At 31.9% G+C, this 16368-nt stretch carries 11 protein-coding genes and 2 tRNA genes; 7 read left to right on the top strand and 6 right to left on the bottom strand.

Features of this window, described 5'->3' with window-relative positions; genetic code table 11:
• Positions 1–5: 5 nt before the first annotated feature.
• Positions 6–1043: a TolB family protein gene (locus ACKTTC_RS18165; protein WP_408041282.1), complete on the top strand. Its 1038-nt coding sequence runs from the start codon at positions 6–8 to the stop codon at positions 1041–1043.
• Between the two features lie 70 nt (positions 1044–1113).
• On the opposite strand, the gene ACKTTC_RS18160 is transcribed toward ACKTTC_RS18165, so the two are convergent.
• Positions 1114–1187 (bottom strand) — tRNA-Asn (locus tag ACKTTC_RS18160).
• A gap of 74 nt (positions 1188–1261) precedes the next feature.
• Positions 1262–1335: transfer RNA gene (locus ACKTTC_RS18155), tRNA-Asn, on the bottom strand.
• A 271-nt stretch (positions 1336–1606) separates the two neighbouring features.
• Here ACKTTC_RS18155 and ACKTTC_RS18150 point away from each other — a divergent pair.
• From ACKTTC_RS18150 to ACKTTC_RS18140, 3 genes are all read left to right on the top strand, one after another.
• On the top strand, positions 1607–4330 hold the full coding sequence (locus ACKTTC_RS18150; RefSeq protein WP_408041281.1) for a 2-oxoglutarate dehydrogenase E1 component: 2724 nt from the start codon (positions 1607–1609) through the stop codon (positions 4328–4330).
• A 46-nt stretch (positions 4331–4376) separates the two neighbouring features.
• Positions 4377–5582, top strand: a complete 1206-nt coding sequence (odhB, locus tag ACKTTC_RS18145) for a 2-oxoglutarate dehydrogenase complex dihydrolipoyllysine-residue succinyltransferase (protein ID WP_408041280.1) — start codon at positions 4377–4379, stop codon at positions 5580–5582.
• Positions 5583–5687: 105 nt separating this feature from the next.
• Positions 5688–6122 (top strand): SRPBCC family protein, encoded by a 435-nt coding sequence (locus ACKTTC_RS18140; RefSeq protein WP_408041279.1) that lies wholly within the window; start codon positions 5688–5690, stop codon positions 6120–6122.
• A 6-nt stretch (positions 6123–6128) separates the two neighbouring features.
• On the opposite strand, the gene ACKTTC_RS18135 is transcribed toward ACKTTC_RS18140, so the two are convergent.
• Complete coding sequence (locus ACKTTC_RS18135; protein ID WP_408041278.1) at positions 6129–6923, bottom strand: DUF547 domain-containing protein; 795 nt, start codon at positions 6921–6923, stop codon at positions 6129–6131.
• Between the two features lie 275 nt (positions 6924–7198).
• Between ACKTTC_RS18135 and ACKTTC_RS18130 the strand changes: the two genes are divergently transcribed.
• On the top strand, positions 7199–7570 hold the full coding sequence (locus ACKTTC_RS18130) for a VOC family protein (protein WP_408041277.1): 372 nt from the start codon (positions 7199–7201) through the stop codon (positions 7568–7570).
• 71 nt (positions 7571–7641) lie between these two features.
• On the opposite strand, the gene ACKTTC_RS18125 is transcribed toward ACKTTC_RS18130, so the two are convergent.
• Positions 7642–8355: a DUF547 domain-containing protein gene (locus ACKTTC_RS18125; RefSeq protein ID WP_408041276.1), complete on the bottom strand. Its 714-nt coding sequence runs from the start codon at positions 8353–8355 to the stop codon at positions 7642–7644.
• A 398-nt stretch (positions 8356–8753) separates the two neighbouring features.
• On the opposite strand from ACKTTC_RS18125, the gene ACKTTC_RS18120 reads away from it, so the two are divergent.
• Together ACKTTC_RS18120 and ACKTTC_RS18115 are read left to right on the top strand one after the other, a co-directional pair.
• Entirely contained in the window at positions 8754–11270 is a 2517-nt protein-coding gene (locus ACKTTC_RS18120; protein ID WP_408041275.1) for a trypsin-like peptidase domain-containing protein, read from the top strand.
• Between the two features lie 300 nt (positions 11271–11570).
• A complete protein-coding gene (locus ACKTTC_RS18115) occupies positions 11571–14072 on the top strand; it encodes a trypsin-like peptidase domain-containing protein (protein ID WP_408041274.1) in 2502 nt (833 codons plus the stop codon).
• A 144-nt stretch (positions 14073–14216) separates the two neighbouring features.
• Here the strand turns inward: ACKTTC_RS18115 and sufD are convergent, their stop codons facing one another.
• Both sufD and sufC read right to left on the bottom strand, forming a co-directional pair.
• Entirely contained in the window at positions 14217–15530 is a 1314-nt protein-coding gene (sufD, locus tag ACKTTC_RS18110) for a Fe-S cluster assembly protein SufD (RefSeq protein WP_408041273.1), read from the bottom strand.
• A gap of 29 nt (positions 15531–15559) precedes the next feature.
• Entirely contained in the window at positions 15560–16312 is a 753-nt protein-coding gene (sufC, locus tag ACKTTC_RS18105; RefSeq protein WP_408041272.1) for a Fe-S cluster assembly ATPase SufC, read from the bottom strand.
• Between the last annotated feature and the right edge of the window lie 56 nt (positions 16313–16368).

Raw genomic sequence — 16368 nt, 5'->3', positions numbered from 1 at the left:
ATAATATGAGTATAAAATCCATTTTTAATATAGTATTGTTCTTAATAATAGGAATAATAATTAGTTGTGTTTCTTGTAAAAAAAATGAAGATACAATCTTATCGTCAGCAACCGAACTTACTAAACAAATAGCAACTGATTTAGAAGGTTATAAAATTGCTTTTGGAGATACCAGAAATATTTACATGATGAATCCGGATGGTTCTAATGTAGAACTGTTAGCGGATGCAAGTCCTATTTCGGGTTATGTGTCATGGAGTCCAGATGCAAAATATGTGTATTATGCAAGTGCTAAAGGTCCTGCTGAAACAGCTTGGGAAGCATGGAGAGTACATATTGGAACAAAAGAAGCAACAAAAATTTCAAACTTTGGACTAGATGTACGTTCATTAGGTGTATCTCCAGATAATCAAATATTAGCGATTTCGGTTATGACAGGAAATTCTAATGTTGGGAATAACAATAATAATTTAACCCAGTTCTCTACAAATTTATATACAGTTTCTATGGCAGTTGTAGAATCTAAAATAGCTAATGGAGAACAAATAGGAATGGCTGATTTAACAGCGATTCAAAGTTCTCCAAACGCAGATCAATTTTGGTATGAAGAATTGAATTGGAATCACGATGCAAATAATCCGTTATTAGCATATACTAAAACTTGGCGATACGATGAAGATGATGTTTCTTATACGCATGTATATACAATAAAACCAGACGGAAGTGAGAATAAATTGTTAGTAGAAAATCAAGATCAACCTATTTGGAGTATTGATAATACTAAGTTATCTTTTTTAAGATTGACTTATTACGATTTTACAGTAAATGAAATGAAAAACCTAACGGTAACTGGTATAAATAAAGAAGTGTCGGGAGGATCTTTCTCACCTTTAGAAGGAAATTTCATGGTGTTTGAAGTAGGAGATGAAAACAGAAAAGGAGGAATTGCTAAAACGACGGAAGCATCAAATGTAGGAGAGCAATTAATTACAGGTAATACTAATGTGTACGAACCAAGATGGTCTCCTGTTAAGATTAATTAGTAAAACAGAAGTATAGTAAAACAGAAGTAAAACAAAAAACGTCACTTCATGTAAAAGTGACGTTTTTTTGCTCCCCCTCTTGGGCTCGAACCAAGGACCCTCTGATTAACAGTCAGATGCTCTAACCAACTGAGCTAAGGAGGAATTTTTCTTGCAATAAGAAAAAATAAATATGTATGTTGTAGAAATTTTCGGCTTCTACGTTGCCTTTAATTTTGCTCCCCCTCTTGGGCTCGAACCAAGGACCCTCTGATTAACAGTCAGATGCTCTAACCAACTGAGCTAAGGAGGAATTTAAAACAACCATTGTTTTAAAATGCGAGTGCAAATTTAAAGAGTTTTTTTATATCTGCAAATTATTTTAAATAAAAAATTGAATGAATTTTATAATCCGTTAATTATAAGGGATGTTTTAATGTTTAGAGATTATTCTTTTAAAAGATACGTGTATTAAAAAGAATTTAAAAAGATTCCCTTTTTTATAAGTATTTAATAACCTCATTTTTGTAAAAGTTGTATTTTTGTATTTGTTATTCTTATTACAGAAAAGTACAATTGTATATATGGACAAGTTTTCGTTCTTAAATGCAGCTCATGTAGGATTTATAAGTGAACTGTATGAACAATACCAAAAAAACCCAGATGCTGTAGAGCCGAGTTGGAGAAGTTTTTTCCAAGGGTATGATTTAGCTAACGAGAATTACTCGTTAACAGATGAAGAAGAAATTGAGATTCCTGAAGAAGTTCGTAAAGAATTCTTGGTAATCGATTTAATAAATGGATACCGTACCAGAGGTCACTTATTCACTAAAACAAACCCGGTAAGAGAGCGTAGAAAGTATACGCCAAGCTTAGATGTTGAAAACTTCGGGTTAACACAACAAGATTTAACAACTACATTTAATGCAGGGCAAATCTTAGGAATTGGTCCGCAAACGTTATCTGTAATTATCAAGCACTTACAAGCAATCTATTGCGATAGTATTGGTGTAGAGTATATGTATCTTCGTAATCCAGAGGAGATTAAATGGTGGCAAGATCGATTAAACAAGAATGATAACCATCCTAGTTACAATTTAGATGAAAAGAAATATATTCTATCTAAATTAAATCAAGCTTCAACATTTGAAAGTTTCTTACAAACGAAATATGTAGGACAAAAACGTTTTTCTGTAGAAGGAGGAGAAACATTAATTCCTGGAATTAGTGTTGCTTTAAGAGATGCAGCTGAAAAATATGGAGTAAGAGAATGTGTGTTAGGAATGGCACACCGTGGTCGTTTAAATACGTTGGTAAATATTTTCAAAAAGCCTGTTCGAGATTTATTTAGTGAATTTGAAGGGAAAGATTTTGAAGATGCAACAATCGATGGAGATGTAAAGTATCACTTAGGATTAACATTGAGTAAAGCGTATAGAGGTGGACAAGAGATGAAAATGAACTTGGTTCCAAATCCATCGCACTTAGAAACTGTTGATGCTGTTGCAGAAGGTATTGTTAGAGCTAAGGTAGATTTAGATTACGAAGGTGATGACAGTAAGATTTTACCAATATTAGTTCATGGAGATGCCGCTATAGCAGGACAAGGAATTGTATATGAAGTTGTGCAAATGGCACAATTAAACGGATATAAAACAGGAGGAACAATCCATGTTGTTGTAAACAATCAGGTTGGATTTACTACGAATTACTTAGATGCACGTTCTAGTACTTATTGTACAGACGTTGCAAAAGTAACGTTATCTCCAGTATTACATGTAAATGCAGATGATGCTGAAGCAGTTTGTCATGCAATGCAAATTGCTGTAGAATATAGAGCTAAATTCAAAAAAGATGTGTTTATCGATTTATTAGGATACCGTAAGTATGGTCATAATGAAGGAGATGAACCTAGCTTTACACAACCAAAGCTATATAAAACAATTAAAAAGCATAAAAATGCGAAAGAGATTTATGTAGCAAAATTATTAGAAGAAGGTTCTATAACAAACGATTACGTTACACAAATCACAGATGAGTTTAAAAGCCATTTGGAAGTAGAATTTGCAGAATCGAAGAAAAAATCGACTTCTAAAATTCAAGATTTCATGCCAGATGTATGGGATGGATTTGTTCGTAAACAATTAGAAGATATGTTAATGCCAGTGGATACGAAATATTCACTAGATGCATTAAAAGATATTGCTAAAGTAATTTCTTCAACACCAGAAGGGCATAAATTTGTTCGTAAAGCAGAACGTATTTTACAAGGACGTGCTAAAATGGTTTTTGAAGAAGATAAATTAGATTGGGGAACTGCGGAAAACCTAGCTTACGGAACCTTATTAGAAGAAGGATTTGATATTCGTATTTCAGGAGAAGATGTAGAAAGAGGAACATTCTCTCACCGTCATGCAATTATGCGCGATGAAAATACGCTAGAGCGTGTTAACTTGTTAAATACGAATCCAAAAAATAAAGGAAACTTTACGATATACAATTCTCATTTATCAGAATACGGAGTATTAGGTTTCGATTATGGATATGCTATGGCTGCACCAAATACACTAACTATTTGGGAAGCACAGTTTGGAGATTTTGCCAACGGAGCACAAATCATGTTCGATCAATACATCTCTTCTGCTGAAGATAAATGGAAGTTACAAAACGGATTGGTAATGTTATTACCGCATGGTTATGAAGGACAAGGTCCTGAACACTCTTCGGCAAGAATAGAGCGTTTCTTACAGTCGTCTGCAGTAGATAACTGGACGGTTGCTAATTGTTCTACACCTGCGAATATGTATCATATTTTACGTCGTCAAATGAAACGTGATTTCAGAAAACCTTTAGTAGTATTTACTCCTAAGAGTTTATTGCGTTTACCAGCGGCTGTTAGTTCAATGGAAGAACTTGCGAATGGAGGATTCCAAGAAGTTATCGACGATACTGTTGATACAAGCAAAGTGAAGAAAATGGTGTTCTGTACAGGGAAGTTCTATTATGATTTATTAGCAGAACGTAAAGAATCAGGAAGAGAAGATGTTGCTTTAATTAGAATAGAGCAATTATTCCCATTACATTACGACAAAATTCAAGAAGTAATGGACAGGTATCCTAATGTAGAACGTTATGTATGGGCGCAAGAAGAACCTAAAAATATGGGAGCTTGGTCGCATATGTTAGAGCGTTTTGAGTTAGCACAATTAGAATGTGCTTGCGAAGGATATAGATCTGCGCCAGCAGCAGGTTCTAAAAAACGTTTTGAAGAGCGTCATAAAGCAATAATTAACAAAGTTTTCGATTAAAAAAAGAATAGAAAATTAAATTTCAGATATATAAAATTTAGTACTGATGATTTTAGAAATGAAAGTCCCTTCACCGGGAGAGTCAATTACAGAAGTAGAAATTGCAACGTGGTTAGTAGAGGATGGGGACTATGTTGAAAAAGATCAACCAATTGCTGAGGTAGATTCTGATAAAGCTACATTAGAATTACCAGCTGAAGAAAGTGGGATTATCACTTTAAAAGCAGAAGAAGGAGATGCAGTAGCAGTTGGACAAGTAGTTTGTTTAATAGACATGAGTGCAGCAAAACCAGAAGGTGGAGCAGCACCAAAAGCGGCTACAGAAGCTCCTAAAGTAGCTGAAGTACCAAAATCAGAGCCAGCAAAAGAAACATATGCAACTGGAGCAGCTTCACCTGCAGCAAAGAAGATTTTAGCAGAAAAAGGAATCAGTGCTTCTGAAGTTAAAGGAACAGGAAAAGACGGACGTGTTACTAAAGAGGATGCTGTAAAAGCAGTTCCATCTATGGGAACTCCAGGCATGGGATCTAGAGGTGTAGAGCGTAAGAAGTTATCTATGTTACGTAGAAAAGTAGCAGAGCGTTTAGTGTCTGTGAAAAATGAAACCGCAATGTTAACTACGTTTAACGAGGTAAACATGCAACCAATTTTCGATCTACGTAAAGAATATAAAGAAGATTTTAAAGCGAAACACGGAGTTGGTTTAGGATTCATGAGTTTCTTTACATTAGCTTGTGTACGTGCTTTACAAATGTATCCAGCTGTAAATTCTATGATAGATGGAAAGGAAATGGTTTCTTACGATTTCCAAGATATTTCTATTGCAGTATCTGGACCTAAAGGATTAATGGTACCTGTAATTCGCAATGCTGAGAACTTAACGTTTAGAGGAGTAGAAAGTGAAGTTAAGCGTTTAGCAATTAGAGCACGTGAAGGACAAATTACAGTTGATGAAATGACAGGAGGTACATTTACAATTACGAATGGAGGAGTTTTTGGTTCTATGTTATCAACACCAATTATAAATCCACCACAAAGTGCGATTTTAGGAATGCACAATATTGTGAATCGTCCTATGGCTGTAAATGGAGAAGTGGTAATTCAACCAATAATGTATGTAGCATTATCATACGATCACAGAATTATTGATGGTAAAGAATCTGTAGGTTTCTTAGTAGCTGTTAAAGAAGCTTTAGAAAACCCAGTGGAATTACTAATGGGAGGAAATCCTAAGAAAGCATTAGAAATGTAAATCTAAGTTTATAAATATTTGAAAAACCAAGCTTTTTAGCTTGGTTTTTTTTATTGAAGTCATTTTTTTGTAATTTTAATATGTTTCTAATGCATTCATAAATAGATGAATAAAAGTAATAGTATATATCATAATGTACCGATAAATGCTTCTGTAGAAAAAGTATTTAAAGCTATCTCTGCTCCAGAAGAATTGGAAAAATGGTGGCCTCAAAAATGTATAGGCATACCAGAATTAGGAGCTGTATATAATTTTTATTTTGGCGAAGCTTATAATTGGTATGGAGAGGTAATAGAATATAAAGAGAATGTGTCTTTTTACATTAAAATGACAAAATCTGATAAAGATTGGAATCCAACAACATTTGGTTTTGATTTACAAATGAAAGGAGGAGAAACATATTTACAGTTTTTCCATAAAGATTGGCCAGAAATTAATACGCATTTTAAGCACTCTTCTTTTTGTTGGGCTATGTTATTAAACGGGTTAAAAAACTATTTAGAAAAAGGAATCATAATTCCTTTTTCTAAAAGAGAGTAATAATACTTATTGCTCGTTTTTATAATTTAAGTCCCAATTGTATTCTAAGAATTTTACAGAAGCGTCTGGGGCAACTTCTACATTAGAATATTTATTTATAAACATTAGAATATCACCCATATTAAAATCTTCAGGATACCATTCAAATACTTTAGAAAGTACTACTGCATCCTTTGATATTTTATTCTTAGAAGAATCATTAATAAAAGATTTTATTAAGCTTTCTAGACTTTCATTAATATTTTCTTGTGTGAAAGCATAATTAACAAATGTGGGCCCCGATATACTGGCAGCGTTTAAACCTGCATGGATTCTTCCATCGCTAAATTTTTTCCTGATAATACCGTGTTCAATTTGATTAAGAGTGTATATTTTTCCGCCTACATTTGCAAAAGGAATATTCCAAGCATCTTTTCCTTCTTTTTGAATATACATAATACTAGGCATTTTTACATTTGTAATAGTGAAACCAACGTTGTGTCCTTCAGAACCTGTCTTTTCTTTTTCAACACTTAGGTTTTTAGGAGGGTAATTATCGACAATTATTTTGATAGTATAAGCATTATATGCATTCAGCCAGAATGCTTTTTTCATATCATCATTCCAAGTACTATCAGGGCTAGTATTAGCTAAATATGTCAAATAAGAATGTAAATTACTACTATCCTTTTTAATTGATTCATAATTGATTTTTCCATCAGAATCTACATTTTCTTTTAAAAGTAAATTATACTTTTCAATTTGACCATAACTATGAAAGGAAATAATAAGAGAGATGAAAGTTAAGACACAGTATTTCATAAAATGAACGTTTTTAGGGATTTTTATTATATCTACAGCTGCACCTTAAATAAAAGTAGCGTAGATAAAACTCATTATAAGCGCTTTTAAATTAGTAAATAAATATTAAATTTTATAGATACTATTTTAAATAAATGTAGTAGAATATTGTTATAATGATATGTTTTAGTGAAGCGTAAAGCATAAGAATCAATTTTACGTTTTACTTTGTTCTAAACTTGAAAAACGATTATAGATACTTTTAGTATCTTTATTGTAAACCAAAACGATGTATCATGAAATTAGGTGCTTTCTCAATTAGTTTAGCTGTAAAAAGCTTACAAAAATCAAAAGAGTTTTACGAAACATTAGGATTTGCAGTTTTTGCTGGGCAAATGGATCATAATTATTTAATAATGAAAAACGGTAATGCTTTAGTTGGATTGTTTCAAGGAATGTTTGAGAATAACATTTTAACATTTAATCCTGGTTGGGATGAAAGTGCGAATGCATTGGAAGAATTTGATGATGTTAGAACAATTCAAAAACACCTAAAAGAAAATCATATAAAATTAGAAAAAGAAACTGATGAAGAAGTTAAAGGACCAGGAAGTATCGTCTTTTTCGATCCAGATGGAAATACAATTTTAATAGACCAACACGTATAAAAAAAGCTGTTCTAATGAACAGCTTTTTTTAGTTTTAAGTAGGGATTACTTTTTTCTCATAAAGAAGGGTATTATTTTTCGTTTAACGACCAATCATATTTTAAGAAAGATACTGAGGCGTTGTCGTTAATTTTTGAGTTAGCATAAATGTTAATATAGTCAACTAAACTACCATTAGCAATAAAATCCTCTTCGTACCATTCGAAAATTTTAGATAACTCTAATTTTGTTAAAGTGATTTTATTTTTTGTTGGATCATTAACGAATTCAGACATTAAACTCTCTAATTTATCATTAATGTTTTTTGCTGTAAAAGCATAATTAGGGAATCTAGGACCAGATACCGAACCTGCATTAATTCCTACATGAATTCTTGGATCATCGTGCCATCTTCTTAAGATTTTATGCTCTATGTAATCTAATGAATATGTTTTTCTACCAACCTTAGCAAATGGAATCTTCCAAGCACTTTTTCCTTTAATTTTAATGTCTGTTAACTTCTTTAAAGGATAACTATCAATAATTAATTTAATAGTATATGCATTATAAGCATTCATCCAAAAAGCTTTTGCTTTTTTAGAAGACCATTTCTTAGAAGGAATAGTTTCTTCTAGTTGATTTAAATAAATGTCTAATACCGCTTTATTTTTTCTTAATCCTTTGTAATCCAACTTTCCGTTTGGAGTTACATAGGTTTTTAATAAAGCATCAAATACCTCGTTAGTTTGAGACTGAGTATTCACTGAAATGAACGCTAATACTAAAGCAAAAAATAGTTTTTTCATCATAATGTTGTTTTTGTTTTTACCACTAGAGGGTAACGTTGATTTTGACGTAGAAAATAAAAGATCATTACACCAAAACAGGAAAAAAAAGTTCTTTTAAAATCAAAAATATTCATTTTAAGAGCATTTTAACAAGCTTCTTTTTAAATTTTTAATCGAATTAATCTAGTATTTTAATAGGCTTTTAATATTGTTTTTATTAAGTAATACGAAACACTGTTGCATTAAGCTAGCGTAGAAGAACTCTACGAAAAAGAACTTTCAACTGTTTTTTGTAAAGTTAAATTTATTGTAATAAATGTTAATAAAAAAATATTTTTTTAACATTTAATTTGTGTTTTATTCTGATTATGAATAGATTTACCATTCAAAATTAACCAATTAAAAACCCTATTAAAATGAAAAAAAGCTATTTTTTCAGAGTGGTCGTTATGGCCCTCGTTTTCCTCTGTGCAACAAATTTAAGTGCACAAAAAGTAACCATTGGAGATGAATTTGATACAGACATTTCAGTCACCAAAGCCCAATACCGTCAATTTAGTGAGCGATCTCCAGATGGTAAAAAACGTTTAGTATTCGAACAAGAGTTCGCTTCACCAAATTCTTTTTACATTAAACTATATTTTAAAAATTTCAACTTAGCTCCTGGTGACTATGTAGAAATTATTGGAAATAATAGTAAAGAGTCTATTATTTACGCTGAAAAAGGAAAAATAGTAGATGATAACATGACGATGATCAGTGATTTCTGGTCTAGAGTTATGTTTGATGATAAAGTAACTGTAAAATTATATTCATCTGACGAAGTTGGAAGAAATAACGGATTTGAAATTACAAAAGTTGCTTATGGTTTCTCTGCTGAGAAAATTGCTTCTCAGTATGATGGAGATCAACAAAGATCTATTTGTTCTGCAGATAACAAAGAGCGTATTGCTTGTTACCAAGGAACAGATATGTATGAAAAAGCAAAAGCTGTATGTAGATTAATTATCAATGGTACAAGTAGTTGTACAGGTTGGTTATTAGGTAGCGAAGGACACCTTATGACGAATAATCACTGTATAGGATCTGCATCTGCTGCTCAAAATACAGATTATGTGTTTAACTATCAATATCAAAGCTGTACTGGTTCTACTACAGCAACGAGTGATGTAGTTGCTTCGTCGGCTACATTTATCAAAACAAATTCTAGTTTAGATTATACATTAGTAAAGTTACCTACAAACCCAACTAGTACTTACGGTTATTTAAGTTTAAGTTCTGCTGTTGCAACTGCAGGAGACAGAATTTATATTCCACAACACCCAGGTGGTAGAAGAAAAGAAATCTCTGTTAAATCTGATAGAGATGCAACTGCTGGAGGTTTTTCTAGAGTATTCCAAAGTTCATCAGGATCTGGACAGCAAGTTAGATATTATGCAGATACAGAAGGAGGAAGTTCTGGATCTCCAGTATTAAACTATAACTCAAACTTAGTAATTGCTATTCACAATACAGGTGGATGTCCAAATGGATCTTACGGTAGAAGTGATAACTTAATTGCGTCTATTGGAAATGATATGCCAAATAATGGTGTAGATAATGGTGGCGGTGGTCCAGACCCAGATCCAGATCCAGTTTGTAGTTCAACTGTAAGCTCATTCCCATATAGTCAAAGTTTTGAATCTAGTGTTGGATGGACGCAAGCTAGTGGAGATAGCGGTGATTGGGTAAGAGATAGTGGAGGAACTCCGTCTTCAGGAACAGGGCCAAGCGCTGGAGCAGATGGTAGTTTTTATATGTTCTTAGAAGCTTCAACTAATGGAAGTACTGGACAAATTGGACCAAATGCTACTGCAATTTTACAAAGTCCTTGTTTTGATCTTTCTGGACTTACTGCTGCAATATTCTCTTTCAGTAATCATATGTACGGAACAAGCGTTGGTTCATTACGTTTAGAGGCTTCTACTAATGGAACAACTTGGACTTCTGTATGGAGTGATTCTGGAAATAAAGGAAACCAATGGAACAATGCTTCAGTAAATTTAAGTGCGTATTTAGGACAATCTGAAGTTAGATTACGTTTTGTTGGAACTACTGGTTCTAGCTGGTCTAGTGATATTGCTATAGACAATCTTTCGTTAACTTCTAATGGAGGCGGAGGTCCTGGACCAACTTGTGATTCAATAAACTTTAATGATTATACAATTAATAGTTTCTCAACTCAAGATAGTGCTGGAGATTTCTCTGTAAGTTCAAACGGAAATTCATTATCGTTAACAAACAATACTTGGAAGTATATTTCATTAAACTATACTGTAACAGCTAACACTGTAATTGAATTTCAATTTAGTAGTACTTCAGAAGGTGAAATTCATGCTATTGGTTTTGAAGACGATAATAGTTTAACTTCTTCAAGATATTTTAAAGTACATGGTACACAAAATTATGGTGTAACTAACTACGATAATTATACAAGTGGTACAAGAACGTATACAATACCTGTAGGTAGTTCTTATACAGGAAGCATGGATAGATTAGTATTTATTAATGATAATGATGCTGGATCTGGAAATACTTCTGTGTTCTCAAATGTGAAAATTTATGAAGGATCTTGTGAGAATTCGTCTGTTGTTATTACAGAAGTATTTGATATTAGAGAAGATGTATTAGGAAATGAAGACGAAGAGGTATTTACTTCGATTAAAGTTGGGCCTAGTCCAGTTAAAAAAGGAAACCCTATAAAATTAATAGGACCTAATAGAAACTTATCTGATGCAACATATTCAATTATTAATACATTAGGACAAGTTTTAAAGAAAGGTAGCTTAAAAGATACTAGAGCTATCAATATTGATGAATTTAACTCTGGTATTTATATTTTAAGACTAGAGAATAAGTTTACAAAAGCAAGTAAAAGATTTATTATTGAGTAATTGTATAATAAAGTTAATCAAATAATAAGAAGCACCCTCTTGGAAATCAAGAGGGTGTTGTTTTTTTATGGCGTTTTCTATTGGTTGAAAAAATAAAATATAATAGAAATAAAAAAATCTATGTCAAGAGCCCGAAATACAGATTGTATTCATTGTGTATGATTTAAACATTACTAGATACAATATTTACAAACACATGTAAAGTGTTTAGAATACTATACTTAAATAGTAAAAAAGTATTAAATCTAGATTTGGTTTTTCGCTATTTTGTGTCTTATTAATTAAATAAATCCTCCCGAAATGAAAAACTATTTTTTAAAGACGGTTTTCTTAACCGTTGTACTTTTGAGTACAAAAAACTTAACAGCACAAAAAGCGTTAAAGATTGGAGATGAATTTGATACTAATATTCAAGTTACGAATAAGTATCAACAATTTAAGAAATCTTCAACTACTATTCGAGACAAAGAAATTGCTTATGAAAAAGTGTTTTACTCCAAAAACTCCTCCTATATCAAATTATATTTTCAAGATTTTGATTTAGCACCAGGCGATTATGTTGAGATTATAGGAGATACTAGCAAGGAATCTATTATATATGGAGGAAAAGGAAAAATTGTAGATACTCAAATGACTACTATCAGTGATTTTTGGTCAAGAGTTTTGTTTGATGAAAAAGTTACCGTAAAACTTTATTCTTCAGGTAATGTAGGTAGGCATAAAGGGTTTAAAATAACCAAAGTTGCTTATGGCTACAGTGAAGAAAAAATAGCTGAAAAATTAGCAGAATCTGAATCTGGATTAAAAGGCAGATCTATTTGTACAAGAGATAACAAGCAAAGAATTGATTGTTATAGAGGAACAACAATGTATAACAAAGCAAAAGCTGTTTGTAGGTTATTAATTGGCGGTAGCTCTTTGTGTACAGGATGGTTATTGGGTAGTGAAGGTAATTTAATGACTAATAATCATTGTATAAATTCTGCGTCAAGAGCTCGAAATACAGATTATATTTTTAATTATCGTTATACAAATTGTACAGGTAGTGCTAAAGCTAAAGCAGATGTAGTTGCTTCATCTGCTACTTTTATAAAAACAAACGGATCGTTAGATTATACGTTGATAAAATTACCTGTTAACCCAACAAATAAGTATGGTTATTTGAGTTTAAGTAAAAAAGTTCCGGCTAAAGGAGATAGAATTTATATTCCTCAACATCCAGGTGGTAGAAGAAAAGAAATTTCTGTAAAATCTGATAGAGATGCAACCGCAGGAGGTTTTTCAAGAGTATACCAAAGCAGGAACGGTTCTGGTCAGCAAGTTAGGTACTATGCAGACACAGAAGGTGGGAGCTCTGGCTCGCCAGTTTTAGATTATAAATCAAATTTAGTAATTGCTATTCACAATACAGGAGGTTGTCCTAATGGATCTTATGGTAGATGTGATAATTTAATTCGTTCTATAGGTACTGCAATGCCAAAGAATGGTGTTGGAGGAGGAAGTACAACACCTCCAGCAGGATGTACTTCAACAGTAAATAAATTTCCATATAATCAAAGTTTTGAAAATACTTTAGGAAAATGGAAGCAAAATACAAATGATAATTTTCAATGGACTTTAAAGTCAGGAGGAACACCATCAAATAACACTGGGCCAGCATCAGCGAATGATGGTAGCTATTATTTATATGTAGAGTCTTCTGCTCCAAACTCTCCTAATAAAAAAGCTATTGTTACTTCACCTTGTTTTAATGTAAGTAATATTAATAATGCTACACTTACATTTAAATATCATATGTACGGAGCTGCTTCAATGGGAAGTTTAAGAGTACAGTTAAGTAAAGATAATGGTAAAACTTGGAGCAAAATATGGGAAAAGAAGGGAAATCAAGGTAATTCATGGAAAGGAGCATCAATAAATTTAAGTAGTTATACTGGAAAAATAATGTTACGTTTTAATGGAATAACTGGTGATAATTGGCAAGGTGACATGGCTATAGATAAGTTGGCTATAACTTCTGGAGGAGGAACTGATCCTGATCCAGTTTGTAAAGAATTAAATTTCAATGATTATAGAATTACATCTTTTGGAGATCAAGATAAAGCTGGTGATTATTCAATTGATGCTAAAGGAACTTCTTTAACATTAACTAATAATACTTGGAAACAAATAGCCATGAATTATACAGTTACTAAAAATACTGTAATAGAGTTTGAGTTTAGTAGTACATCTGAAGGTGAAATCCATGGTATAGGTTTTGAAGATGATAGTAGTTTAACTTCTACAAGGTATTTCAAAGTATATGGTATTCAGGATTATGGTATTACAAATTTCAATAACTATAGCAGTGGAACAAAAAAGTATGTAATTCCTGTAGGGAGTTCATATACAGGGAAAATGGATAAGTTAGTATTTATTAATGATCATGATACGGGGTCAGGAAATACCTCTACATTTTCTAAGTTAAAAATTTATGAAGGTTCTTGTGGAAATTTTGGAGTTCTAGCTGAAAGCTTAGAAACTAGAATAGATGTTATAGGTCAAGAAGATGAAGATTTATTCTCTTCTATTAAAATAGCACCTAACCCAATTAAAAGAGGAGCTCAATTAAGATTATTAGGAGCAGATAAAGAATTGTATGGAGCTACTTTTTCTGTTATTAACACTTTAGGTCAAGAACTAATAAAAGGTAATTTAGAAAGAGAAAATTCAATTACTACTGATAAGTTAAAATCAGGAGTATATATTCTTAGATTAGAGAATAAATTTACAAAAGCAAGTAAAAGGTTTATTGTAGAATAATCGTATAATATAATAAAGCTAATTAAATAATAAGAAACACCCTCTTGATTTCCTAGAGGGTGTTGTTGTATATGGCATTTCTATTGGTTGAAAAGAAAACATAATAGAAATAAAAAACCGAGCTGATTAGCTCGGTTTTGTGTTTTATAGATCGAATCCAATACTTACGCCCAATTTTTGAGCAATAATTTTGGTGATTCTTTTCTTTACTTCCGGTATTTTCACACTTTCTAAAACAGTATTAGCAAAAGCATACATTAATAAAGCTTTAGCTTCTTTTTTAGGAATACCTCTTTGTTGCATATAAAAAAGTGCTTGATCATCTAATTGACCAATAGTACATCCGTGAGAACATTTTACATCATCTGCAAAAATCTCTAATTGAGGTTTCGCATTAATAGTTGCTTTATCACTCACTAAAACATTGTTATTTTGCTGATATGCATTTGTTTTTTGAGCTTCTTTCTCTACAACTACTTTACCATTAAAAACTCCTACAGAACGATCTCCATAAATACCTTTATAGTCTTGATGACTTTCACAATTAGGTTCTATATGGTGTACTAAAGTATGATGGTCTACATGTTGTTTCCCTTCTAAAATTGTAATTCCTTTTAAAGTAGAATCAATATGCTCTCCTTTTTGGAAGAAGTTTAGGTTATTACGTGTAATCTTACCACCAAAAGAGAACGTATGAACAGAACAGTTACTTTCTTTTTGTTGTTCAATATATGTATTGTCAACTAAAGTAGCAGTAACAGCATCGTTCTGGATTTTATAGTAGTCTACAGAAGCGTGTGTATCTACAAATATTTCTGTAACAGAATTAGTCAATACAGGTTGCTCTGTTAAACTCTGATGACGCTCTATAATTTGAACATGTGCATTACGTTCTGCAACAATTAAATTACGTGGTTGTAATAAAGTTGCATTTTCTGCTCCAGTTGTAAAGTTGATAATCTGAATAGGTTTTTCAACTTCAACATTCTTTGGAATGTATATATAAGCTCCTTCGTTTGCAAATGCAGTATTTAAAGAAGTTAAGTTATCTTGCTTAGCTGCTTTGTTGAAATAATTTTCAATTACAGGCTTATATTTTGATTTGGTTAGCGCAGAAGATAATAAGCAAATATCCATATTATCGTGCGTAGTATCAGATAAAAAAGAACTGTACTTCCCGTCAATAAACACAATTTTATAAGTGTCTATATCATGAATAAAGTACTTTTTTACATCAGCTAACTCAACTGCAGTTTCAGCTTTTGGGAAAATGCTATAATCTTCTTTTAAAACCGAGTTTAAAGAAGTGTATTTCCAAGCTTCTAACTTTTTAGTAGGGAAGCCTAATTCTTCAAAATTTTGTAACGCTTTAGATCTTATTTCATGTACATCGCTATTAATGTTCACTCCATTTTCGAAAGCTACATATGATGATATTAATTTGTCTTTTAATTCCATTCTTTCAATTTTTAGTTGAATACAACTAATTATGAATTTACCTCTTCTTTAATCCAATCATAACCTTTCGCTTCCAACTCTAAAGCTAAAGAAGCATCTCCAGTTTTTACAATTTTACCATCATGTAAAACGTGTACATAATCTGGAATGATATAATCTAATAAACGTTGGTAGTGCGTAATAACAATTACAGCGTTATCTTCAGACTTTAATTTATTCACACCATTAGCAACAATACGTAAAGCATCGATATCTAAACCAGAATCAGTTTCATCTAAGATGGCTAATTTTGGCTCTAACATTGCCATTTGAAAAATTTCGTTACGTTTTTTCTCTCCTCCAGAAAATCCTTCATTTAAAGAACGAGATAAAAACTTACGGTCTATTTCTAATAATTCTGATTTTTCGCGAATCTTTTGTAGCATTTCTTTAGCTGGCATTTCCTCTAAACCTTGTGCTTTACGAGATTCGTTGATTGCTGTTTTAATAAAATTCGTAACAGTAACTCCAGGAATTTCAACTGGATATTGGAATGATAAAAATACACCTGCTTGCGCTCTTTCTTCTGGAGCTAATTCACTAATATCTTCACCATCTAATTCAATAGAACCAGAAGTAACTTCATAATCTTCTTTTCCTGCTATTACTGAAGCCATAGTACTTTTACCTGCACCATTTGGTCCCATAATAGCATGTACTTCTCCTGCTTTAACTTCTAAATTCAATCCTTTTAAGATTGATTTGTCTTCTACTTCTGCGTGTAAGTTTTGAATTTTTAACATCTTGTTTTTATATATAAGCTCTCGCTTTAGGCTGTGAGCAAATTTATCTTGTTTAA

Origin of the sequence: Tenacibaculum amylolyticum (assembly GCF_964511145.1) — a bacterium.
GTDB classification, from domain to species: domain Bacteria; phylum Bacteroidota; class Bacteroidia; order Flavobacteriales; family Flavobacteriaceae; genus Polaribacter; species Polaribacter amylolyticum.
The sequence above is the reverse complement of the archived record's forward strand: the minus strand, read 5'-3'. Positions and strand labels throughout refer to the sequence as shown.